The organism is Variovorax trehalosi (assembly GCF_051216415.1).
Taxonomy (GTDB): Bacteria; Pseudomonadota; Gammaproteobacteria; order Burkholderiales; family Burkholderiaceae_C; genus Variovorax.
Genome location: NZ_JBPJZG010000001.1, coordinates 1,204,782 through 1,222,509, shown reverse-complemented (window position 1 = coordinate 1,222,509; position 17,728 = coordinate 1,204,782). Strand labels below are relative to the sequence as shown.

At 66.3% G+C, this 17,728-nt stretch carries 21 protein-coding genes; 18 read left to right on the top strand and 3 right to left on the bottom strand.

Annotation, left to right across the window (positions count from 1 at the left end; all coding sequences use genetic code 11):
• Window positions 1–42 precede the first annotated feature (42 nt).
• From ACSFA7_RS05755 to ACSFA7_RS05745, 3 genes are all read left to right on the top strand, one after another.
• Window positions 43–381 (top strand): cell envelope biogenesis protein TolA, encoded by a 339-nt coding sequence (locus ACSFA7_RS05755; protein ID WP_435498473.1) that lies wholly within the window; start codon window positions 43–45, stop codon window positions 379–381.
• Window positions 382–532: 151 nt separating this feature from the next.
• The gene (locus ACSFA7_RS05750) at window positions 533–721 is read left to right on the top strand and encodes a hypothetical protein (protein ID WP_176657709.1); all 189 of its coding nucleotides are present in this window, start codon (window positions 533–535) and stop codon (window positions 719–721) included.
• A gap of 94 nt (window positions 722–815) precedes the next feature.
• Window positions 816–1,280, top strand: a complete 465-nt coding sequence (locus tag ACSFA7_RS05745; protein ID WP_435498472.1) for a DUF192 domain-containing protein — start codon at window positions 816–818, stop codon at window positions 1,278–1,280.
• A 68-nt stretch (window positions 1,281–1,348) separates the two neighbouring features.
• On the opposite strand, the gene ACSFA7_RS05740 is transcribed toward ACSFA7_RS05745, so the two are convergent.
• Both ACSFA7_RS05740 and xseA read right to left on the bottom strand, forming a co-directional pair.
• Window positions 1,349–1,930 carry a superoxide dismutase gene (locus ACSFA7_RS05740; RefSeq protein WP_435498471.1) on the bottom strand — a complete coding sequence of 194 codons (582 nt, stop codon included), beginning with the start codon at window positions 1,928–1,930 and terminating at the stop codon, window positions 1,349–1,351.
• 50 nt (window positions 1,931–1,980) lie between these two features.
• On the bottom strand, window positions 1,981–3,294 hold the full coding sequence (gene xseA / locus ACSFA7_RS05735) for an exodeoxyribonuclease VII large subunit (protein WP_435498897.1): 1,314 nt from the start codon (window positions 3,292–3,294) through the stop codon (window positions 1,981–1,983).
• 313 nt (window positions 3,295–3,607) lie between these two features.
• On the opposite strand from xseA, the gene ACSFA7_RS05730 reads away from it, so the two are divergent.
• From ACSFA7_RS05730 to adk, 6 genes are all read left to right on the top strand, one after another.
• Window positions 3,608–4,240, top strand: a complete 633-nt coding sequence (locus ACSFA7_RS05730; RefSeq protein WP_093433040.1) for a MotA/TolQ/ExbB proton channel family protein — start codon at window positions 3,608–3,610, stop codon at window positions 4,238–4,240.
• A gap of 11 nt (window positions 4,241–4,251) precedes the next feature.
• A complete protein-coding gene (locus ACSFA7_RS05725) occupies window positions 4,252–4,677 on the top strand; it encodes an ExbD/TolR family protein (protein ID WP_435498470.1) in 426 nt (141 codons plus the stop codon).
• Window positions 4,678–5,700 (top strand): tetraacyldisaccharide 4'-kinase, encoded by a 1,023-nt coding sequence (lpxK, locus tag ACSFA7_RS05720; RefSeq protein ID WP_435498469.1) that lies wholly within the window; start codon window positions 4,678–4,680, stop codon window positions 5,698–5,700.
• On the top strand, window positions 5,681–5,863 hold the full coding sequence (locus ACSFA7_RS05715) for a Trm112 family protein (RefSeq protein ID WP_007836935.1): 183 nt from the start codon (window positions 5,681–5,683) through the stop codon (window positions 5,861–5,863). The genes lpxK and ACSFA7_RS05715 overlap by 20 nt, the downstream gene beginning before the upstream one ends.
• An 8-nt stretch (window positions 5,864–5,871) precedes the next feature.
• Window positions 5,872–6,645, top strand: a complete 774-nt coding sequence (gene kdsB, locus ACSFA7_RS05710; protein WP_435498468.1) for a 3-deoxy-manno-octulosonate cytidylyltransferase — start codon at window positions 5,872–5,874, stop codon at window positions 6,643–6,645.
• 124 nt (window positions 6,646–6,769) lie between these two features.
• Window positions 6,770–7,426, top strand: coding sequence for an adenylate kinase (gene adk, locus ACSFA7_RS05705; RefSeq protein ID WP_206179049.1), 657 nt, complete (start codon window positions 6,770–6,772; stop codon window positions 7,424–7,426).
• 25 nt (window positions 7,427–7,451) lie between these two features.
• Here the strand turns inward: adk and ACSFA7_RS05700 are convergent, their stop codons facing one another.
• A complete protein-coding gene (locus ACSFA7_RS05700; RefSeq protein ID WP_435498467.1) occupies window positions 7,452–8,414 on the bottom strand; it encodes an asparaginase in 963 nt (320 codons plus the stop codon).
• 73 nt (window positions 8,415–8,487) lie between these two features.
• Here ACSFA7_RS05700 and lexA point away from each other — a divergent pair, with 73 nt between their 5' ends.
• The 9 genes from lexA to ACSFA7_RS05655 all read left to right on the top strand — a co-directional run bounded on the left by lexA (window position 8,488) and on the right by ACSFA7_RS05655 (window position 17,684).
• Window positions 8,488–9,171, top strand: a complete 684-nt coding sequence (lexA, locus tag ACSFA7_RS05695) for a transcriptional repressor LexA (RefSeq protein ID WP_013541704.1) — start codon at window positions 8,488–8,490, stop codon at window positions 9,169–9,171.
• Window positions 9,172–9,309: 138 nt separating this feature from the next.
• Window positions 9,310–9,675, top strand: coding sequence for a hypothetical protein (locus ACSFA7_RS05690; RefSeq protein WP_435498466.1), 366 nt, complete (start codon window positions 9,310–9,312; stop codon window positions 9,673–9,675).
• 99 nt (window positions 9,676–9,774) lie between these two features.
• A complete protein-coding gene (locus ACSFA7_RS05685) occupies window positions 9,775–10,782 on the top strand; it encodes a D-2-hydroxyacid dehydrogenase family protein (RefSeq protein WP_206179046.1) in 1,008 nt (335 codons plus the stop codon).
• A 60-nt stretch (window positions 10,783–10,842) separates the two neighbouring features.
• The gene (locus ACSFA7_RS05680) at window positions 10,843–12,000 is read left to right on the top strand and encodes an MFS transporter (RefSeq protein WP_435498465.1); all 1,158 of its coding nucleotides are present in this window, start codon (window positions 10,843–10,845) and stop codon (window positions 11,998–12,000) included.
• Window positions 12,001–12,144: 144 nt separating this feature from the next.
• Window positions 12,145–13,665, top strand: coding sequence for a 3-hydroxyacyl-CoA dehydrogenase (locus ACSFA7_RS05675; RefSeq protein ID WP_435498464.1), 1,521 nt, complete (start codon window positions 12,145–12,147; stop codon window positions 13,663–13,665).
• Between the two features lie 35 nt (window positions 13,666–13,700).
• The gene (locus ACSFA7_RS05670) at window positions 13,701–14,480 is read left to right on the top strand and encodes an oxepin-CoA hydrolase, alternative type (RefSeq protein WP_435498463.1); all 780 of its coding nucleotides are present in this window, start codon (window positions 13,701–13,703) and stop codon (window positions 14,478–14,480) included.
• Window positions 14,481–14,541: 61 nt separating this feature from the next.
• The gene (locus ACSFA7_RS05665) at window positions 14,542–15,261 is read left to right on the top strand and encodes a Crp/Fnr family transcriptional regulator (protein WP_206179042.1); all 720 of its coding nucleotides are present in this window, start codon (window positions 14,542–14,544) and stop codon (window positions 15,259–15,261) included.
• Window position 15,262: 1 nt separating this feature from the next.
• Window positions 15,263–16,369, top strand: a complete 1,107-nt coding sequence (locus tag ACSFA7_RS05660; protein ID WP_435498462.1) for a phosphotransferase — start codon at window positions 15,263–15,265, stop codon at window positions 16,367–16,369.
• Window positions 16,370–16,412: 43 nt separating this feature from the next.
• Window positions 16,413–17,684, top strand: coding sequence for an acyl-CoA dehydrogenase family protein (locus ACSFA7_RS05655; protein ID WP_435498461.1), 1,272 nt, complete (start codon window positions 16,413–16,415; stop codon window positions 17,682–17,684).
• The last annotated feature ends 44 nt before the right edge of the window (window positions 17,685–17,728 follow it).

The following is a 17,728-nucleotide window of genomic DNA, read 5'->3' as shown; positions in this document are numbered from 1 at the left end:
CCGGGAGGCGTTTCCAACCAATTCTCGATAGAGGAATCTTCAATGAGCAAAATTCTCGCAGTCATGATCGCTGGTCTGTTCGCAGCTGGCGCCTACGCCCAAAACCCGGCCGGCACCACGCCCGAACAAGGGAACGCAACCAACAGCAAGCCGCAAGCACGTGCTGAAGCCAAGAAGGAAGCCAAGCCCGCTGGTCAAGTGGCTCCTCCCGCTGGCGACATCGCCAAGACGCCCGAAGGCGGTGCCGTCGGTGCCGACAAGGCTGCAGCCTCTGGCGAAAAGCGCGCCAGCACGCGCGACCAGCGTCGTCGCAACAAGGACGGCAGCGTGAAGCGCAAGTCGACCCAAGGCGGTACGCCCGACATGCCGGGCGCCAAGTAAGGCGGTCTGCCCCCCACGAAAAGAGCGCTCTCCGGAGCGCTTTTTTTTCGCCTGCGGTCGCCGAGTTGCTGTCAACCGCGCACACCGGGGTCCGTTGAATGTGAGCCTCCGAAGGGAGGTGGTCCAAATCAACAATCTCAAAGGATTTCTCATGAACAAGCTGCTCGCAGCCCTGGTCGCCGGTCTCTTCGCTGCCGGTGCCTTTGCTCAAACCCCTGAACCCGCAGCCGCCGCTCCGGCCGCACCTGCTGCTCACAAGGCCAAGGCCAAGCACGCAGTCAAGAAGCACAAGGTTCGCCACGTGGCCAAGGCCCACACGGCTGCCGCCAAGAAGGTGTAAGCTTTCGAGCCCACCCGGCAATGCCCGCATCAGCGGGCATTTTTATTGGTTACGGGCCGGGCCTTCCACGACCCCGCCCTGAAAGAGTTGTCCGATGTTTCAGCGTTTAGCCGCCCTGCTCCTGCTGTCCGCCTCGTTCGTGATGCCGACACATGCCCAACAACAGCAGCAACCCCAGACCGATCTTGCGCGCACGCAGCTGTCGGTCGGCCTGTACAAGATCGATACGCAGATCGCCCAGACGCCCCAGCAGCGAGAAATCGGTCTGATGTTCCGCAAGACCATGCCGCAGGCCGAGGGCATGATCTTCGTGTTCGAGCAGCCCGCCACGCAGTGCTTCTGGATGCGCAACACCCTGCTGCCGCTGACCGCCGCCTTCGTGGCCGACGACGGCCGCATCGTCAATCTGGTCGACATGCAGCCGCTGACCGAGAATTCGCATTGCTCCGAAGAGCCGGTGCGCTACGTGCTCGAGATGAACCAGGGTTGGTTCGCCAAGAAGAACATCAAGAAAGGCGCCAAGCTGGGCGGCGAACTGTTCTCAGCCGCCAAGCGCTGAGTTTCTGCTGGCTATAGCCCACAAAAAAGCCGACCCGAGGGTCGGCTTTTTTCATGCGTAAACGTGGATCAGCCGAAGTTCTTCGCGACGAAGTCCCAGTTCACCAGCTTGGCCAGGAAGGTCTCGACGAACTTCGGGCGCAGGTTGCGGTAGTCGATGTAGTAGGCGTGCTCCCAGACGTCGACGGTCAGCAGTGCGGTGTCTGCAGTCGTCAGCGGCGTGCCGGCGGCGCCGGTGTTCACGATGTCCACCGAACCGTCGGCCTTCTTCACAAGCCAGGTCCAGCCCGAGCCGAAGTTGCCGACAGCCGACTTCACGAAGGCTTCCTTGAAGGCTTCGTAGCTGCCCCACTTGGCATCGATGGCCTTGGCCAGTGCGCCGGTGGGAGCGCCACCGCCCTGGGGCTTCATGCAGTTCCAGAAGAAGGTGTGGTTCCAGATCTGGGCGGCGTTGTTGTAGATGCCGCCGCTGGCCTTCTTGATGATCTCTTCCAGCGTGAGGGCTTCGAACTCGGTGCCCTTCTGCAGGTTGTTGAGGTTCACCACGTAGGCGTTGTGATGCTTGCCGTAGTGGTACTCGAGGGTTTCCTTCGAATATTCAGGTGCCAGCGCGTCGAGGGCGTACGGCAGGGGTGGGAGCACATGTTCCATGGTTTTTTCTCGTGGGTTGGTTGTGGGGAATGGAGGATTCTAGGAAGTAATTATTGAGGCGGCGTCGGACGTGTTCCCGTCGCGCCGCCGGGCGTCACGGTCATGTCGACCTCGCCGTCCGCGAGCCGCGCGACGACCGCATCGCCTGCGTTCAGGTTCTTCGCGCTGACGATGGCGCGGCCGTCCGCATCGGTGAGCCAGGCATAGCCGCGCTGCAGCACAAGTGCCGGGTCGAGCAGACGCAGCCGCAGCGCCACGCGCTCCAGGCGTTCGCGCCGCTGCACGAGTGCACGGTCGAATTTCGAAGGAAGGTCGGCCGCAATCGATCGCGGCACCTGCGCCAGTCGCTCCCGTCGCGACAGCACCGCGAAGTGAAGGCGCTGTGCATGGTGTGCCAGCCGAAGCTGCTGGCGGGCCACCAAGTTCGACGGACGGCCGAGGCGGCCCGCCGCCTGATCGAGCCGCTGCCCCAGCACGTCGAGGCGCGCGCCCAACGCATCGCCAAGCCGCTCGTCGAGCAGGTCGAGCGCGCCGAGCCACAGGTCGCGCGGCGCGCTGACGAGTTCGGCCGCGGCGGTGGGCGTGGGCGCACGCAGGTCGGCGCAGAAATCGGCGATGGTGAAGTCGGTCTCGTGTCCGACACCGCTCACCACCGGCACCGGGCTCTGCACGATGGTCCGCGCCAGCGTCTCGTCGTTGAAGGCCCACAGGTCTTCGATCGAACCACCGCCTCGCACCAGCAGGATCACGTCGACGGCTGGCTCCAGCGTGTAGAGCGATTGCAGCGCGCGCACCAGCTCGGCGGGCGCATTCGCGCCCTGCACCGCCGCCGGAGCCAGCACCACGGGGATGTGCGGCACGCGCCGTCGCAGCGCAGTGACGACGTCGTGCAACGCAGCCGCCCCGAGTGAAGTGACGACGCCCACCGCGCGCGGCATGGCGGGCAGCGCACGCTTGCGGCCGGGGTCGAACAGCCCTTCGGCTTCGAGGCGCGCCTTGCGCTGCAGGAATTGCTCGAACAGAGCGCCCTGCCCCGCACGCTTCAGGCTTTCGACGACCAGTTGCAGATCGCCGCGTGGCTCGTACACGGCAAGTCGACCGCGCACCTCCACCTGGTCGCCATCGCGGGGCGAGAAATCGAGCAATCCGGCGGCGCGGCGGAACATCGCGCAGCGCAGTTGGCCGGACTCGTCCTTGAGCGAGAAGTAACAATGTCCACTGGAGGCGCGCGAAAAACCCGAAATCTCGCCGCGTACGGCCACCGGATTGAAGCGCGCGTCCAACGTGTCGGCGACTGCCCGGCACAACGCACCGACAGCCCAGATGCGCGGCCCGGGCGCGGAATTCGTTTCACGCAAGTTCACAAAGCGCACGAGCGGCCGAAAGCCACTCTTCCACAACAGGCCCGACTTCCCCTGCCCCAAGTCGCCCATGCGGGGCAGGCGCACGGTTTCTCGTGCAAGTGGTTGATTTCATTCAAAAAAGTACTGCTCAAAATTCAATCGATCTAGCGGAAAGGCCCACCCGTGCGGGTTCGGACGCGTTGCGAAGCAGGTTAATCACAAAGTTATCCACAGAATCTGTGCGTCCTTGCTGACACGCAAACAAGCCACATACCGATGGTGGGCTCGGTGGATAATCGCCGCGCATTTGCAGTCTACGGGCCGGAGGATTTTCTTGTTTTCCATCATTGTTGCTGCGGGTTGGCCTATCTGGCCGCTGCTCGCTTGTTCGGTCATTGCGCTCGCGCTGGTTATAGAACGTTTCACGAGTCTCAAGACCGTGAAAGTATTGCCGCCGAAATTGCTCGACGAAACCATCACCGTCTCGCGCGGGTCCGTTCCCGGACCGGACATCGTGACCAAACTCGAACGCAACTCCATGCTCGGCCAGGTGCTGGCCGCGGGCCTGCGGGCGCTCAACGCCAACCCGCGCTGCACCGAAGACGACCTTCGCGCCGCCATGGAGGCCTCGGGCCGCACCATCGCGCACAAGCTGGAGCGCTACCTGCCGGCACTGGCCACCATCGCCTCGGCCGCGCCGCTGCTGGGCCTGTTGGGCACGGTGATCGGCATGATCGAGATCTTCGGCTCGCAGTCGCCCGGAAGCGGCGCTGTCGGCTCGGGCAACCCGGCGCAACTGGCGCACGGCATCTCGATCGCGCTGTACAACACGGCGTTCGGGCTGATCGTGGCGATTCCCACGCTGATCTTCTGGCGCTACTTCCGCAGCCGCGTCGACGAATACCTGCTGAACCTCGAACTCTCGGGTGAGCGTTTCGCACGCCATCTGAACGCGTTGCGCAAATGAGCCGGGCCCGCATGCAGTTTCGCCATGGCTCGCGCGATGAGCCCGAGATCAATCTGATCCCGTTCATCGACGTGCTGCTGGTCGTGCTGATCTTCCTGATGCTGTCGACCACCTACAGCAAGTTCACCGAGATGCAGCTGCGGCTGCCGACGGCGGACGTGGATGCGCAACGCGACTATCCGAAGGAAGTGATCGTGACGGTCTCCGCCGACGGCCGCTACACGGTCAACAAGGCAGTGGTGGCAGACCGCAACGTGAGCTCCGTGGCCGCTGCACTCGGCGCCGCGGCCACCGGCGGCAAGGAAAGCGTGGTGATCATCAGCGCCGACGCGAGCAGCCCGCACCAGGCCGTGGTCACGGTGATGGAAGCCGCGCGCCGCGCCGGCCTGATGCAGATCACGTTCGCCGCACAGTCGACGGCGCAAGCCGGGCACTGAGTGCCGTCGCAGGGCCGCAGCAGCACGGGCGCATCCGCCTCGCGGCTGCAAGACGCTTGGCTGCACCGCGGCCTGCTGGCTTGCCTGCTGTGGCCGCTGTCGCTGCTCTACGGAGCGATCTTTGCGGCGCGCGGCTGGCTCTATCGAATCGGGTGGCTTCGGACTGAACGCGTGCCCGTTCCCGTGATCGTCGTCGGCAACGTGATTGCAGGCGGTGCGGGCAAGACGCCTGTCGTGATGGCTGTCGTCCGGCATCTGCAGGCCCGTGGCTTGCAAGTCGGCGTGGTGTCGCGCGGCTACGGCCGCCGTACCGAGGATTGCCGCGAAGTGCTTGAGAACAGCGCCCCCCATGACGTCGGGGACGAGCCGGCGCTGATTCACCGCGCCACGGGCGCCCCGGCTTTCGTCGCGCGACGACGCATCGAAGCCGCACGCGCCCTGCTCGAGCGACATCCAGCCACACAACTGATCGTGAGCGACGACGGGCTGCAACACCTGGCGCTCGCACGCGACATCGAGATCTGCGTGTTCGACGACCGCGGCATCGGCAACGGCTGGCTGCTGCCCGCAGGCATGTTGCGCGAGCCTTGGCCACGTCGTTGCGACCTGGTACTCCATAGCGGCGAGCGGCCCGCGTTTGCCGGCGGCTACACCGCCACGCGCAGCCTTGCGCAGGATGCTGTTGCAAGCGATGGAAAGCGTGTTCCTCTGGAGGCGCTCGCGGGCAAGCCACTGATCGCGCTGGCAGCCATCGCGCGGCCCGAAGGCTTTTTCGACATGCTGCGCGCGCGGGGGCTCACGCTCGCCGAAACCATCGCGCTGCCCGATCACCATGACTTCGACGCTTGGCAGCGCCCGTCCGGCAGCGAATACACCTTGCTCTGCACCGAGAAAGATGCGGTCAAGCTGTGGCGCAAGGCACCCGATGCGCTGGCCGTGCCGCTGCATTTCGAACCCGCCCCGGAATTCTTCGCCGCGCTCGACGCAAAGCTATCATCGCCCGATGGATACCAAGCTGCTTGAATTGCTCGTCTGCCCCGTGACCAAGGGCCCTCTGACCTGGAACCCCGAGAAGCAGGAGCTGTGCTCCCGCAGCGCCCGCCTCGCCTACCCGGTGCGCGACGGCATTCCGGTGCTGCTCGAGAACGAGGCGCGCACGCTGTCCGACGAAGAGCTGGGTCTGTGACCGGCCCTGTGAGCTTCACTGTCCTGGTGCCGGCACGCCTCGCCTCGACGCGGCTGCCCGACAAACCCCTAGCCGATATCGCGGGCCTGCCGATGGTGGTGCGCGTGGCGCAGCGCGCGAGCCAGTCCGGCGCATCGCGCGTTGTTGTTGCCGGAGACGATGCCTCCATCGTTTCGGCGTGCAAGGCGCACGGCGTCGAAGCCATCCTCACTCGCCAGGACCATCCGAGCGGTACCGACCGGCTGGCCGAAGCCTGCGAGCAACTGGGCCTCGACGGCGACGAGATCGTCGTCAACGTGCAGGGCGACGAACCTCTCATCGATCCCGAGCTGATCGATGCCGTGGCCGCCGCGCTGGCCCTGCATCCCGAAGCGGCGATGAGCACCGCGGCCCACGAGATCGACTCGGTGAGCGATTTCATGAACCCGAACGTGGTGAAGGCGGTGCTCGACGCCCAGGGCAACGCGCTGTACTTCAGCCGCGCGCCGATTCCCTGGTGGCGCGACGGTTCTGCCGGTGGCGCGCCCCCCTCCGTGCTGCCCTCGCCCGCGCCGCTCCGCCACATCGGCATCTACGGCTACCGCGCCGGCTTCGTGCGGAAATTTCCGTCGCTGCCGCCGGCGCCCGTCGAAGCCACCGAAGCACTCGAGCAATTGCGCGCGCTGTGGCATGGGCATCGCATCGCGGTGCATGTCAGCCATGTCGCGCCCGGCCCGGGCATCGACACCCCTGAGGATCTGGCGCGCGTGCGTGCCGTCTTTGCCGCCGGGCCAGCGTCCTAAGACGTGCGCCACGGAGGGAATTCCCTACGGGGGCGCATGCTATCCTCGACGTGAAATCCGCCTTGCCCAGCCCTCGGGCCGACGCTTGGCGTGACACAAAATCTAAGAACCGTCCGAGGACACCATGAGACTAATTTTGCTGGGCGCGCCCGGGGCGGGCAAAGGCACGCAAGCGGCCTTCATCTGCCAGAAATACGGCATCCCCCAAATCTCGACCGGCGACATGCTGCGCGCCGCCGTCAAGGCAGGCACCCCGCTCGGACTGCAGGCCAAGGCCGTCATGGACGCGGGCGCACTGGTGAGCGACGACCTGATCATCAACCTCGTGAAAGAACGCATCGCCCAGCCCGACTGCGCCGAAGGTTTTCTGTTCGACGGTTTCCCGCGCACCATTCCGCAGGCCGATGCCATGAAGGCCGCGGGCGTCAAGCTCGACTACGTGCTCGAGATCGACGTGCCCTTCAGCGACATCATCGAACGCATGAGCGGCCGCCGCTCGCACCCGGCATCGGGCCGCACCTACCACGTCAAGTTCAACCCGCCCAAGATCGAAGGCAAGGACGACGTGACCGGCGAAGACCTGATCCAGCGCGAAGACGACAAGGAAGAAACCGTCGGCAAGCGGCTCGACGTGTACAGCCAGCAGACGCGTCCGCTGGTCGACTACTACTCGGCCTGGGCCAAGGCCGATCCGGCCGCCGCGCCGAAGTACCGCGCCATCAAGGGCGTCGGCACGGTCGACGAAATCACGCAACGTGCCCTGGCGGCACTGAGCAGCTGATCCCAGCCGCCCTTTCGCAGGGCGGCTATTTCCCCAGCAGTTCCAGCATCAGCGCAATGCGCGCCTTCACGGGCGTGAGCGCGCCTGCGTCACGCAGCCGGTCGTCGGCCCTCGGCAGGATGCGGCCGCTGCTGCAGCGCGTCGCGCGCAGCACCGCAATGCCGGCGTCCTGCGCCTTGAGCGCGGCCGCTTCCAGCGCATAGTGCACGGTGCCATTGCCGGTGGTGGCCAGGACCAGTCCGCGGACAGGTTCCTCCGCACCCTCCCGGACGAGCGCATCGACGATCGCACCGCTCGCGCCGGCATGGCTCATGACGATCTCGACCCTCGGCCAAGGCCCTGACGTGTTCAGCGCCTTCGACGACTGGTTTGACGGTGCAGCCGGCCACTCCCTCACGCGCCGCACCGCGCCTTCTTCCACATAGCCGATCGGCCCTGCATCGCCGGACGCGAAGGCATCGAGCCGATAGGTATGCACCTTCTGCACATCCACCCCGCTGTGGACCATGCCGGCACACACCGCCATCACGCCCTGCGCGCCCACCGTGGTCGCAACCGCGATGGCATCCCGCACGTTCTGCGGGCCATCCGGCGAAAGCGCCGTGGCCGGGCGCATCGCGCAGGTCAGCACCACGGGTTTCGCCGGCGCCAGCACCGAGTGAAGGAAGAAAGCCGTCTCCTCGAGCGTGTCGGTGCCGTGGGTGATCACCACGCCCGCCACATCGGGCTGCGCCAGCCAATGCACGCAACGCTGTGCGAGTTTCTGCCAGATGTCGAACGCCATGTCCTTGCTGTCGACCTGCGCCACCTGCTCCGCCAGCAACGCGATGCCCTCGGGCGCCTCGATGCCGCCCAGCAGGTCCGCCACGTCCACTTGCCCGGCGGTGTAGCCGATGTTGTCGCCGCTGCTGGAGGCCTTTCCGGCGATGGTTCCGCCGGTGCCCAGAACCACCACGCGACGCACTTCAGGCAACGGGGAATGGGCCATGACTTGTCAACTTTCAAAAACTGGTTAAAAATACAGGTACTGGATATCTAGCCAGTGCCGCAAGGAACCACATATGCAGTTCGCCGTGAAGCTTACCGCCCGCCAGCAGCAGATCCTCGACTTGATCCAGAGCGCCATCGCGCGCACTGGTGCCCCACCCACGCGCGCCGAAATCGCCAACGAGCTGGGGTTCAAGTCGGCCAACGCCGCCGAAGAGCACCTGCAGGCGTTGGCGCGCAAGGGCGTCATCGAACTCGTCAGCGGCACCTCGCGCGGCATCCGGCTCAAGGGCGATGCACTGCGCTCACTCAACGAAACACGCCATCGCGAAGGCGGCCAGTTCTCGCTTTCGCTGCCCGGCATGGCGCAGCTGGCGCTGCCGCTCATCGGTCGTGTCGCGGCAGGCTCGCCCATCCTGGCGCAAGAGCATGTCGACCAGACCTACTACGTCGAGAACACGCTCTTCCAGCGCCAACCCGACTACCTGCTCAAGGTGCGCGGTATGTCGATGCGCGACGCCGGCATCATGGACGGCGACCTGCTCGCCGTGCAGGCCACCAAGGAAGCGCGCAACGGCCAGATCGTGGTCGCGCGCCTGGGTGACGAAGTCACCGTCAAGCGCCTGAAGCGCAACAAGCAGGTGATCGAGCTGCACGCCGAGAACCCCGACTACCCGACCATCATCGTCCAGCCCGGCGAGCCTTTCGAAATCGAAGGCCTCGCGGTCGGCCTCATCCGCAACACCATGCTGATGTAGGCCTCGCGGCCTGCTTGCAGCAGCACCCCATCCGGCCGCAACAGGTGGCGGGCGTATGGCGCGAAGTCGCCATCACCCTGTCGCGGCCGATTCAAGAAATCCTGCCTGTGTTCAACCTCAGACTTTTTTGGAGTTCACATGGGAATCGCCCTCCTCGCCATCGCTGATTTCTGGATGCCGCTGCAATCGCTTGCAAGCCGCCTGATGCCTGCCCGCCGCACCCGTCATCGGGACAGCGGCGACACCACCGCCGGACTGCGCTACGTGGCGGTGCGCCCCGCCTGCACCACACGCACCGCAGGCTCGCCTGCACCGACGGCAACTGCCGCCGCCCCAGCACGCCCGCTCCGCGTGGTTCGCGTGATCGACGGGAAAAGCAAGGACCGCAGCCGCATGGTGATCTCGGGCCGCATGGCCGATGTCTGCGCAGAGCTCGACCGGCTGGCAGCGCTCGAGGCGGCGGAGACCCTGGGCTCGGCTCCCCGCTCCGCCCACCTGCACTGAGGCATTTCCCCGGCGAACCGCTCCAGAAGCGCTTCCGGGGTGGGTATCCAAACGTTCACCGGCGCGACATCCCAATGCTGCGAGGCACAATGGCACGCCATGAACATTGTGATCCTCGACGATTACCAGGACGCCGTGCGCAAGCTGCGCTGCGCCGCCAAGCTGGACGCGTACGCGGCCAAGGTCTACACCAACACGGTCAAGGGCATCGGGCAACTGTCGGTTCGCCTCAAGGACGCCGACGTGATCGTGCTGATCCGCGAGCGCTCCCAGATCTCGCGGCAGCTGATCGAAAAACTGCCCAAGCTCAAGCTCATTTCGCAGACCGGGCGGGTCGGTGGCCATATCGATGTCAATGCCTGTACCGAGCGCGGTGTGGCGGTGGCCGAGGGCACTGGCTCTCCTCAAGCGCCTGCCGAACTCACTTGGGCGCTCATCATGGCGGCCATGCGCCGGCTTCCGCAGTACATCAGCAACCTCAAGCACGGAGCGTGGCAGCAATCGGGCCTCAAGTCGGCCTCGATGCCGCCCAATTTCGGACTCGGCTCGGTGCTCAAGGGCAAGACGCTCTGCATCTGGGGCTATGGCCGCATCGGCCAGCTGGTCGCGCGTTACGGACAGGCCTTCGGCATGCAGGTGGTGATCTGGGGCCGCGAGGCAAGCTGCGCCAAGGCGCGCTCCGATGGCTTCCAGGTCGCGCAGAACCGCCACGAGTTCTTTGCCGCGGCCGATGTGCTGTCGGTGCACCTGCGGCTCAACGAGGAGACCAACGGCCTCGTCACGCTCGAAGACCTGTCGCGCATGAAGCCGACGGCGCTCTTCGTGAACACCTCCCGCGCCGAACTGGTCGAGGCCGACGCGCTGCTCGCCGCGCTCAATCGCGGACGCCCGGGCCTCGCGGCCATCGACGTGTTCGAGAGCGAACCGCCGCTGCAGGGCCACGCGCTGCTGCGCCTCGAGAACTGCATCTGCACGCCGCACATCGGCTATGTGGAGCAGGACAGCTACGAGAGCTACTTCGGCCAGGCTTTCGACAACGTCGTGAGCTTCATCAAGGGCAATCCCACCAACATCGTGAATCCCGGCGCCTTGCAGGTTCGCCGGTGAGCTCATGAGCCGCCGGGCCGCCCCAAGGCGAATACCGCAGCCGAAGGCGCAGGTCATTCAATGAGCCAGCCTGCGCCCCGGGGCGCGCTCTGGGCGCTGCTGGCTGGCAATTTCGTGATCGGCACCGGCGTGATGGTGGTGCCTGGCACGCTCAACGAGATCAGCGCTTCGCTTGCTGTCACCGCTGCGACAGCCGGTCAGCTGATCACAGCGGCCGCGATCGTGATGTGCCTCGGCGCGCCGCTCCTGGCCGCCCTGGTCGCGGGCTGGGACCGCCGCCAGCTCCTGGCCCTCACGCTCCTCTGGTATGCCGCCGGACACGCCCTCTGCACGCTCATGCCGAGCTTCGCCGCCCTACTGCCGGTCCGCATGCTCACGGTGATCGCGCCGGCGATCTTCACGCCGCAGGCCGCGGCCTGCGCCGGCATGCTGGTGCCGCCGGAACACCGCGGGCGGGCCGTCACCTTCGTCTTTCTCGGCTGGTCGATGGCCTCGGTGCTGGGCTTGCCCATCGGAGCGCTGATCGGCGGCCACCTCGGCTGGCGCATGGCCTTCATGGCCATCGCGATGCTCAGCATCGTGAGCGCCGCCTCGATCTGGCTCACGCTGCCCACCGGCATCCGGCCCGCCGCGCTCACGGCTGCGGCGTGGTCGCGCGTGCTGCGCAGCCCGGTGCTGATGGGGATCGTGTCGGTCACGGCACTGCAGGGCTCGGGGCAGTTCGTGCTGTTCAGCTACTTCGGCCCCATCCTCAAGCAGAGCTTCGGCGCAGATGCCAACACGCTGAGCCTGATGTGGGCGCTGTTCGGCGCCTTCGGGCTGATCGGCAACATGGTGGTCAGCCGCTACATCGACCGCATCGGCGCCGGCCGCATGGTGCTGCTGACGAGTTCGCTGATCGCGCTGAGCCTGTTCCTGTGGCCGTTCGCGAGCACGCTCGCCTGGCTGGCCGTGGTGATCGTGCCCTGGGGCCTGGGCTGCTTTGCCACCAATTCGGCCCAGCAGGCGCGGCTGGTGGGGCTGGCACCGGCGCTCGCGCCGGGCTCCGTGGCGCTCAACAGTTCGGGTATCTACATCGGCCAGGCTGTCGGCGCAGGCCTCGGCGGCTGGCTATTGGCAAACGATGCCGCGCTGTGGATGAGCCGGGTCGGCCTTGCGCTGCTGCTGCTCGCCATCGGCCTCAGCGTGGCCATCGACCGCAGCCGCCGTCCGGCCTGAAAAACGCGGCCCCGCGTAAGACCCGGGACGCATCGCCCGCGCGGGATTGCAAAATCGGAATCTGCCGACGCCCGCCAGCCGCTCTCCGGCCAGCACCTGCGCGTCAGGCCCCCACACCACTCAACCAGCGAAAATCTCCATCAAATGACAGTGAACTACCAACGGATCGGGCTCATCGGCGCCGGCGCCATGGGTCGCGGGATCGCGCAGATCGCCGCACAGGCCGGCAGCGAAGTGCTGCTTCTGGACAGCTTTGCAGGTGCCGCCGAACGCGGACGTGAAGCCCTCATCGCCCAATGGAACAAGCTGCACGAAAAGGGCAAGCTCGACGCCGCAGCCCGCGATGCGCAGATCGCGCGCGTGCAGGCCGTCGATTCGATCCAGGCCCTCGCCGGCTGCGACCTCGTGATCGAGGCCGTGATCGAAGACCTCGAGGTCAAGCGCAAGCTGTTCCGCGAGATCGAGACCGTGGTGGCCCCGACGGCCACGCTGGTCACCAACACCTCGTCCCTTTCGGTGACGGCCATCGCGGCCGGGCTCGCGCATCCGGAGCGCTTTGCGGGCTTTCACTTCTTCAACCCCGTGCCGCTGATGAAGGTGGTCGAGGTGGTGGCGGGCTTCAAGACCGCACCCGAAATCTGCAAGCAGCTGGCCGGCTACGCGGTGCAGATGGGCCACAGCGCGGTGCAGGCGCAGGACACGCCCGGCTTCATCGTCAACCACGCGGGCCGCGGCTACGGCACAGAGGCGCTGCGCATCGTCGGCGAAGGCGTGACCGACTTCGTGACCATCGACCGCATCCTGAAAGACCAGGCGGGCTTTCGCCTCGGTCCGTTCGAGCTGCTGGACCTGACCGCGCTCGACGTGTCTCACCCGGTGATGGAGTCGATCTATCACCAGTACTTCGAGGAGCCGCGATTCCGCCCGAGCGTGATCACGGCGCAGCGCCTCGCAGCCGGCGCGCTCGGCCGCAAGACCAACGAAGGCTTCTACCGCTACACCGATGGCGTGATGCAGCAGACGCCCGAGGCGCCGCCACCCGTTGTCGACGGCACGCCCTCGGTCTGGGTCTCGCCCCGCGCTGCACGCCGTGCTGAACTGCTGCGCCTGATCAACACGCTGGGCGCGCAGATCGACAGCGGCGCCACCGCCGCGCCGCATTCGCTGATCCTCGTGGCCCCCTTGGGCTTCGACGTGACCACCGTTGCAGCCGTCGAGCGCCTGGACGCCACGCGCACCGTCGGCATCGACATGCTGATCGACGACGCCGCCACCAAGCGCCGCGTGCTCGCCACCAACCCGGCCACGCGCCGCGACATCCGCGATGCCGCGCACGCCCTCTTCGCACGCGACGGCAAGGCGGTGAGCGTGATCCGCGACAGCGGCGGCTTCGTCACGCAACGCGTGATCGGCACCATCGTCAACATCGCCACCGACATGTGCCAGCAACGCGTGTGCTCGCCGGCAGACCTCGAAACCGCGGTGCAGCTGGGCCTCGGCTATCCGCGCGGCCCGCTCGCTATGGGCAACCTCTACGGCCCGACCAACATGCTCGAAGTGCTGTTCAACCTGCAGACGGTCTACGGCGACCCGCGCTATCGCCCGAGCCCGTGGCTGCGCCGCCGCGGCGCGCTGGGCCTGAGCCTCCTGCACGAAGAAGAATAAACAGACAACCAACCGACTGGAAACGCGACACAGCGATGACCGCCGAACTCAAGAGCACCAGCGAAGGCAGCACCATGGTGCTGACGATCGCCAACCCCACCCAGCGCAATGCGCTGGGCCCCGAGATCTATGCCGCGGGCATCGAAGCGCTCAACGGCGCCGAGAGCAGCAGCGAGATCCGCAGCGTCGTCATCGTGGGCGAAGGCGCATGGTTCTGCGCCGGCGGCTCGCTGCAGCGCCTTCTCGCCAACCGCGAGCTCGACCGATCGGTGCAGGCCGAGAGCATCGAGGGCCTGCACAACTGGATCGACTCGATCCGTACCTTTCCCAAGCCGATCATCGCGGCCGTCGAGGGTGCCGCGGCCGGAGCGGGCTTCTCGCTCGCCCTCGCCTGCGATTTCGTGGTGGCGGCGCGCGATGCGGTGTTTGCGGCCTCGTACAGCAACGTGGCGCTGTCGCCGGACGGGGGCCTCAGTTGGCACCTCGGGCAGCAGCTGCCGCGGCAGCTCGCCAGCGAATGGCTCATGAACGGCGAGCGCATCGCCGCACCGCGCCTGCATGCAGCCGGCCTCGTGAACGAACTCACCGAGAACGGACAGGCGCTCGCAGGTGCCCTGGCGCTGGCGAAGAAGCTCAACGCACGCGCGCCCAACTCGCTCGCCAGCATCAAGGAACTGCTGAGCGAAGCACGCGGCGCCACGCTGGCCGCGCAACTCACGCAGGAGCGCGATCACTTCGTGCGCAACCTGCACCATGCGAACGCGGGCATCGGCATCGCCGCGTTCCTCGAGAAGAAACCGCCGCAGTACGAGTAGCGCCTTCCGGCGTCGCTCCCGTGACACCCCCCAGCTTTTCAGTCGCCGAGAGGACAGACCAATGGACGACCCCATTCTTACCATCGAAGAACGTGAAGCGATCAACAGTGGTCGCTGGTTTTCTTCCTTATCTCCATCGCTACGGCACGACATCCTCCGATGCGCTTTCGTCAAACGCTACAAAGACGGCGACCTGATCGCCGCACGCGGCGACCCACCCGAACACTGGATTGCCTGCGCCAAGGGCGCAGTGCGGGTCAGCTCGACGGCCGTCTCGGGCAAGCAGGTGACGCTGACGTACGTGGAGCCGGGCATCTGGTTCGGCGACGTGGCGATGTTCGACGGGGACCGGCGCACGCACGACGCTTATGCGCATGGCGACAGCACGATCCTCTGCGTGGCGCGCGCCGATTTCCAGAAGATCCTGGCCGCGCATGTGGAGCTGTACGAAGCGCTGATGCGGCTGCAGGCACGCCGCATCCGCACGCTGTTCGGACTGGTGGAAGACCTCAACACTCTGCCCTTGCGTGCACGGCTGGCCAAGCAGCTGATTCACCTCGTGCGCAGCTACGGCGTGCCCAACCTGGACGACGGCAGCCAGATGCGCATCGGCCTGCAACTGGCGCAGGAAGAGTTGGCGCAACTGCTCGGCGCATCGCGCCAGCGGGTCAACCAGGAACTCAAGACCATGGAACGCGAGGGCAGCATCCGGATCGAGCCGGGCGGCCTTGTGGTCCTCGACCGTGCGGCTTTGAGGCGCATCTCGGAAGCGGATATCTGACATGAGCCAGGACTTCTCCAACTTTGTCGGCACCCGCGCGGTGTCGCAGCAGCACGCCTTCGACATCGAGGTGCTCGCCGCCTGGCTCGAGAAGAACCTCGAAGGCTTCAAGGGCCCGCTGACCGTCGAGATGTTCAAGGGCGGCCAGTCGAACCCGACCTACAAGCTCGTCACGCCGTCGCAAAGCTACGTGATGCGCGCCAAGCCCGGCCCGGTCGCCAAGCTGCTGCCCTCGGCCCACGCGGTGGAGCGCGAATTCAAGGTCATGAGCGGCCTGCAGGGCACCGACGTGCCCGTGCCGCGCATGCACTGCCTCTGTGTAGACGAGTCCGTCATCGGCCGCGCCTTCTACGTGATGGAGTTCATGCAGGGCCGCGTGCTCTGGGACCAGTCGCTGCCCGGCTTCAGCAACGCCGAGCGCGCGGCCTACTACGACGAGATGAACCGCGTCATCGCGGCGCTGCACACGGTCGACTTCTCCGCTCGGGGCCTGGCCGACTATGGCAAACCCGGCAACTACTTCGAGCGCCAGATCGGCCGCTGGAGCAAACAGTACAAGGCCTCGGCCGATGGCACCGGCGAACTGTCGCAGCCGATCGACGCCATGGAGCGCCTGATCGACTGGTTCCCCGCCCACATGCCGGCAAGCGCGCGCGACGAGAGCAAGGTCTCGATCGTCCATGGCGACTATCGCCTCGACAACGTGATGTTCCACGCCACCGAGCCACGGATCATCGCGGTGCTCGACTGGGAGCTCTCCACGCTGGGCCATCCGCTGGCGGACTTCAGCTACCACTGCATGTCGTGGCACATGCCTCCCTCCACCGGCCGCGGCATCGGCGGCGTGGACGTGGCTGCGCTGGGCATCCCCACCGAGAGCGAATACATCCGCCGGTACTGCGAGCGCACGCGCATCAGCACGCCCGAGGCGCTGGCACCCGACTGGAATTTCTATCAGGCCTACAACCTGTTCCGCATGGCTGCAATCCTGCAGGGCATCGCGAAGCGGGTCGAGGCCGGTACTGCATCGAGCGAGCAAGCCGTGGCATCAGCGCGCGGCGCGAGACCGATGGCCGAGATGGCCTGGCAATTCGCCCAAAAGGCGTAACCGGGCCCTCCCCTCCGCCCAATCACCCCCACCAGGAGACAGCATGGATTTCGAATATTCGGCCAAGACCAAGGAACTGCAGAAGCGCGTCAGCGACTTCATGGACGCGCACATCTACCCGGCCGAAGCCGAGTATTCCGCCGAGCTGGCCGCCAACACGGCCGCGGGCAAGCGCTGGACTGCGCTGAAGACCGTCGAGAAGGTCAAGGAGAAGGCCAAGTCCCAGGGCCTGTGGAACCTGTTCCTGCCGGTCGACAGCGCTGCCGCCTCGGGCTACGAAGGCGCGGGCCTCACCAACCAGGAATACGCACCGCTGGCCGAAATCATGGGCCACGTGCCATGGGCATCGGAAGCCTTCAATTGCTCCGCGCCGGACACCGGCAACATGGAAACCATCGCCCGCTACGGCTCCGAAGCCATCAAGGCGCGCTGGCTCAAGCCGCTGCTCGAAGGCCAGATCCGCTCGGCCTTCGCGATGACCGAACCCGATGTCGCCTCGAGCGACGCGACCAACATCTCGACCCGCATCACGCGCGAAGGCGACGAGTACGTGATCAACGGCCACAAGTGGTGGATTTCGGGCGCGGCCGATCCGCGCTGCGCCGTCTTCATCACCATGGGCAAGAGCGATCCGGACGCACCGCGCCATTCGCAGCAGAGCATGGTGATCGTGCCGGCCGATGCCAAGGGCATCCGCATCGTGCGTCCGCTGAACGTGATGGGCTATGACGATGCGCCGCACGGCCACGTCGAGATGTACTTCGAGAACGTGCGCGTGCCTGTCGACAACATCCTGCTCGGCGAAGGCCGTGGCTTCGAAATCGCGCAAGGCCGCCTTGGCCCGGGACGCATCCACCACTGCATGCGCCTGATCGGCCTGGCCGAGCGCGCGCTCGAATTGATGTGCAAGCGCGCCTCCTCGCGCGTGGCTTTCGGCAAGACCGTGGCCTCGCAGACCGTGACGCAGGAACGCATCGCCGAAGCGCGCTGCAAGATCGACATGGCCCGCCTGCTCACGCTCAAGGCCGCCTGGCTGATGGACGTGGCCGGCAACAAGGTCGCGAAGAACGAAATCGCGATGATCAAGGTGGTCGCGCCCAGCATGGCCTGCCAGGTGATCGATTGGGCCATGCAGGTCCACGGCGGCGGCGGCATGTGCGACGACTTCCCGCTCGCCTACGCCTATGCCGGCGCGCGCACGCTGCGCTTCGCGGACGGCCCGGACGAAGTGCACCGCAATGCGATCGCCAAGTGGGAGCTGGGCAAGTACGCGCCCAACAAGACCGAAGCCGAGGCGCCCGTCACGCGCTTCTGATCTGTCTTGCTCCCTCTCCCCGCGGGGAGAGGGTTGGGGTGAGG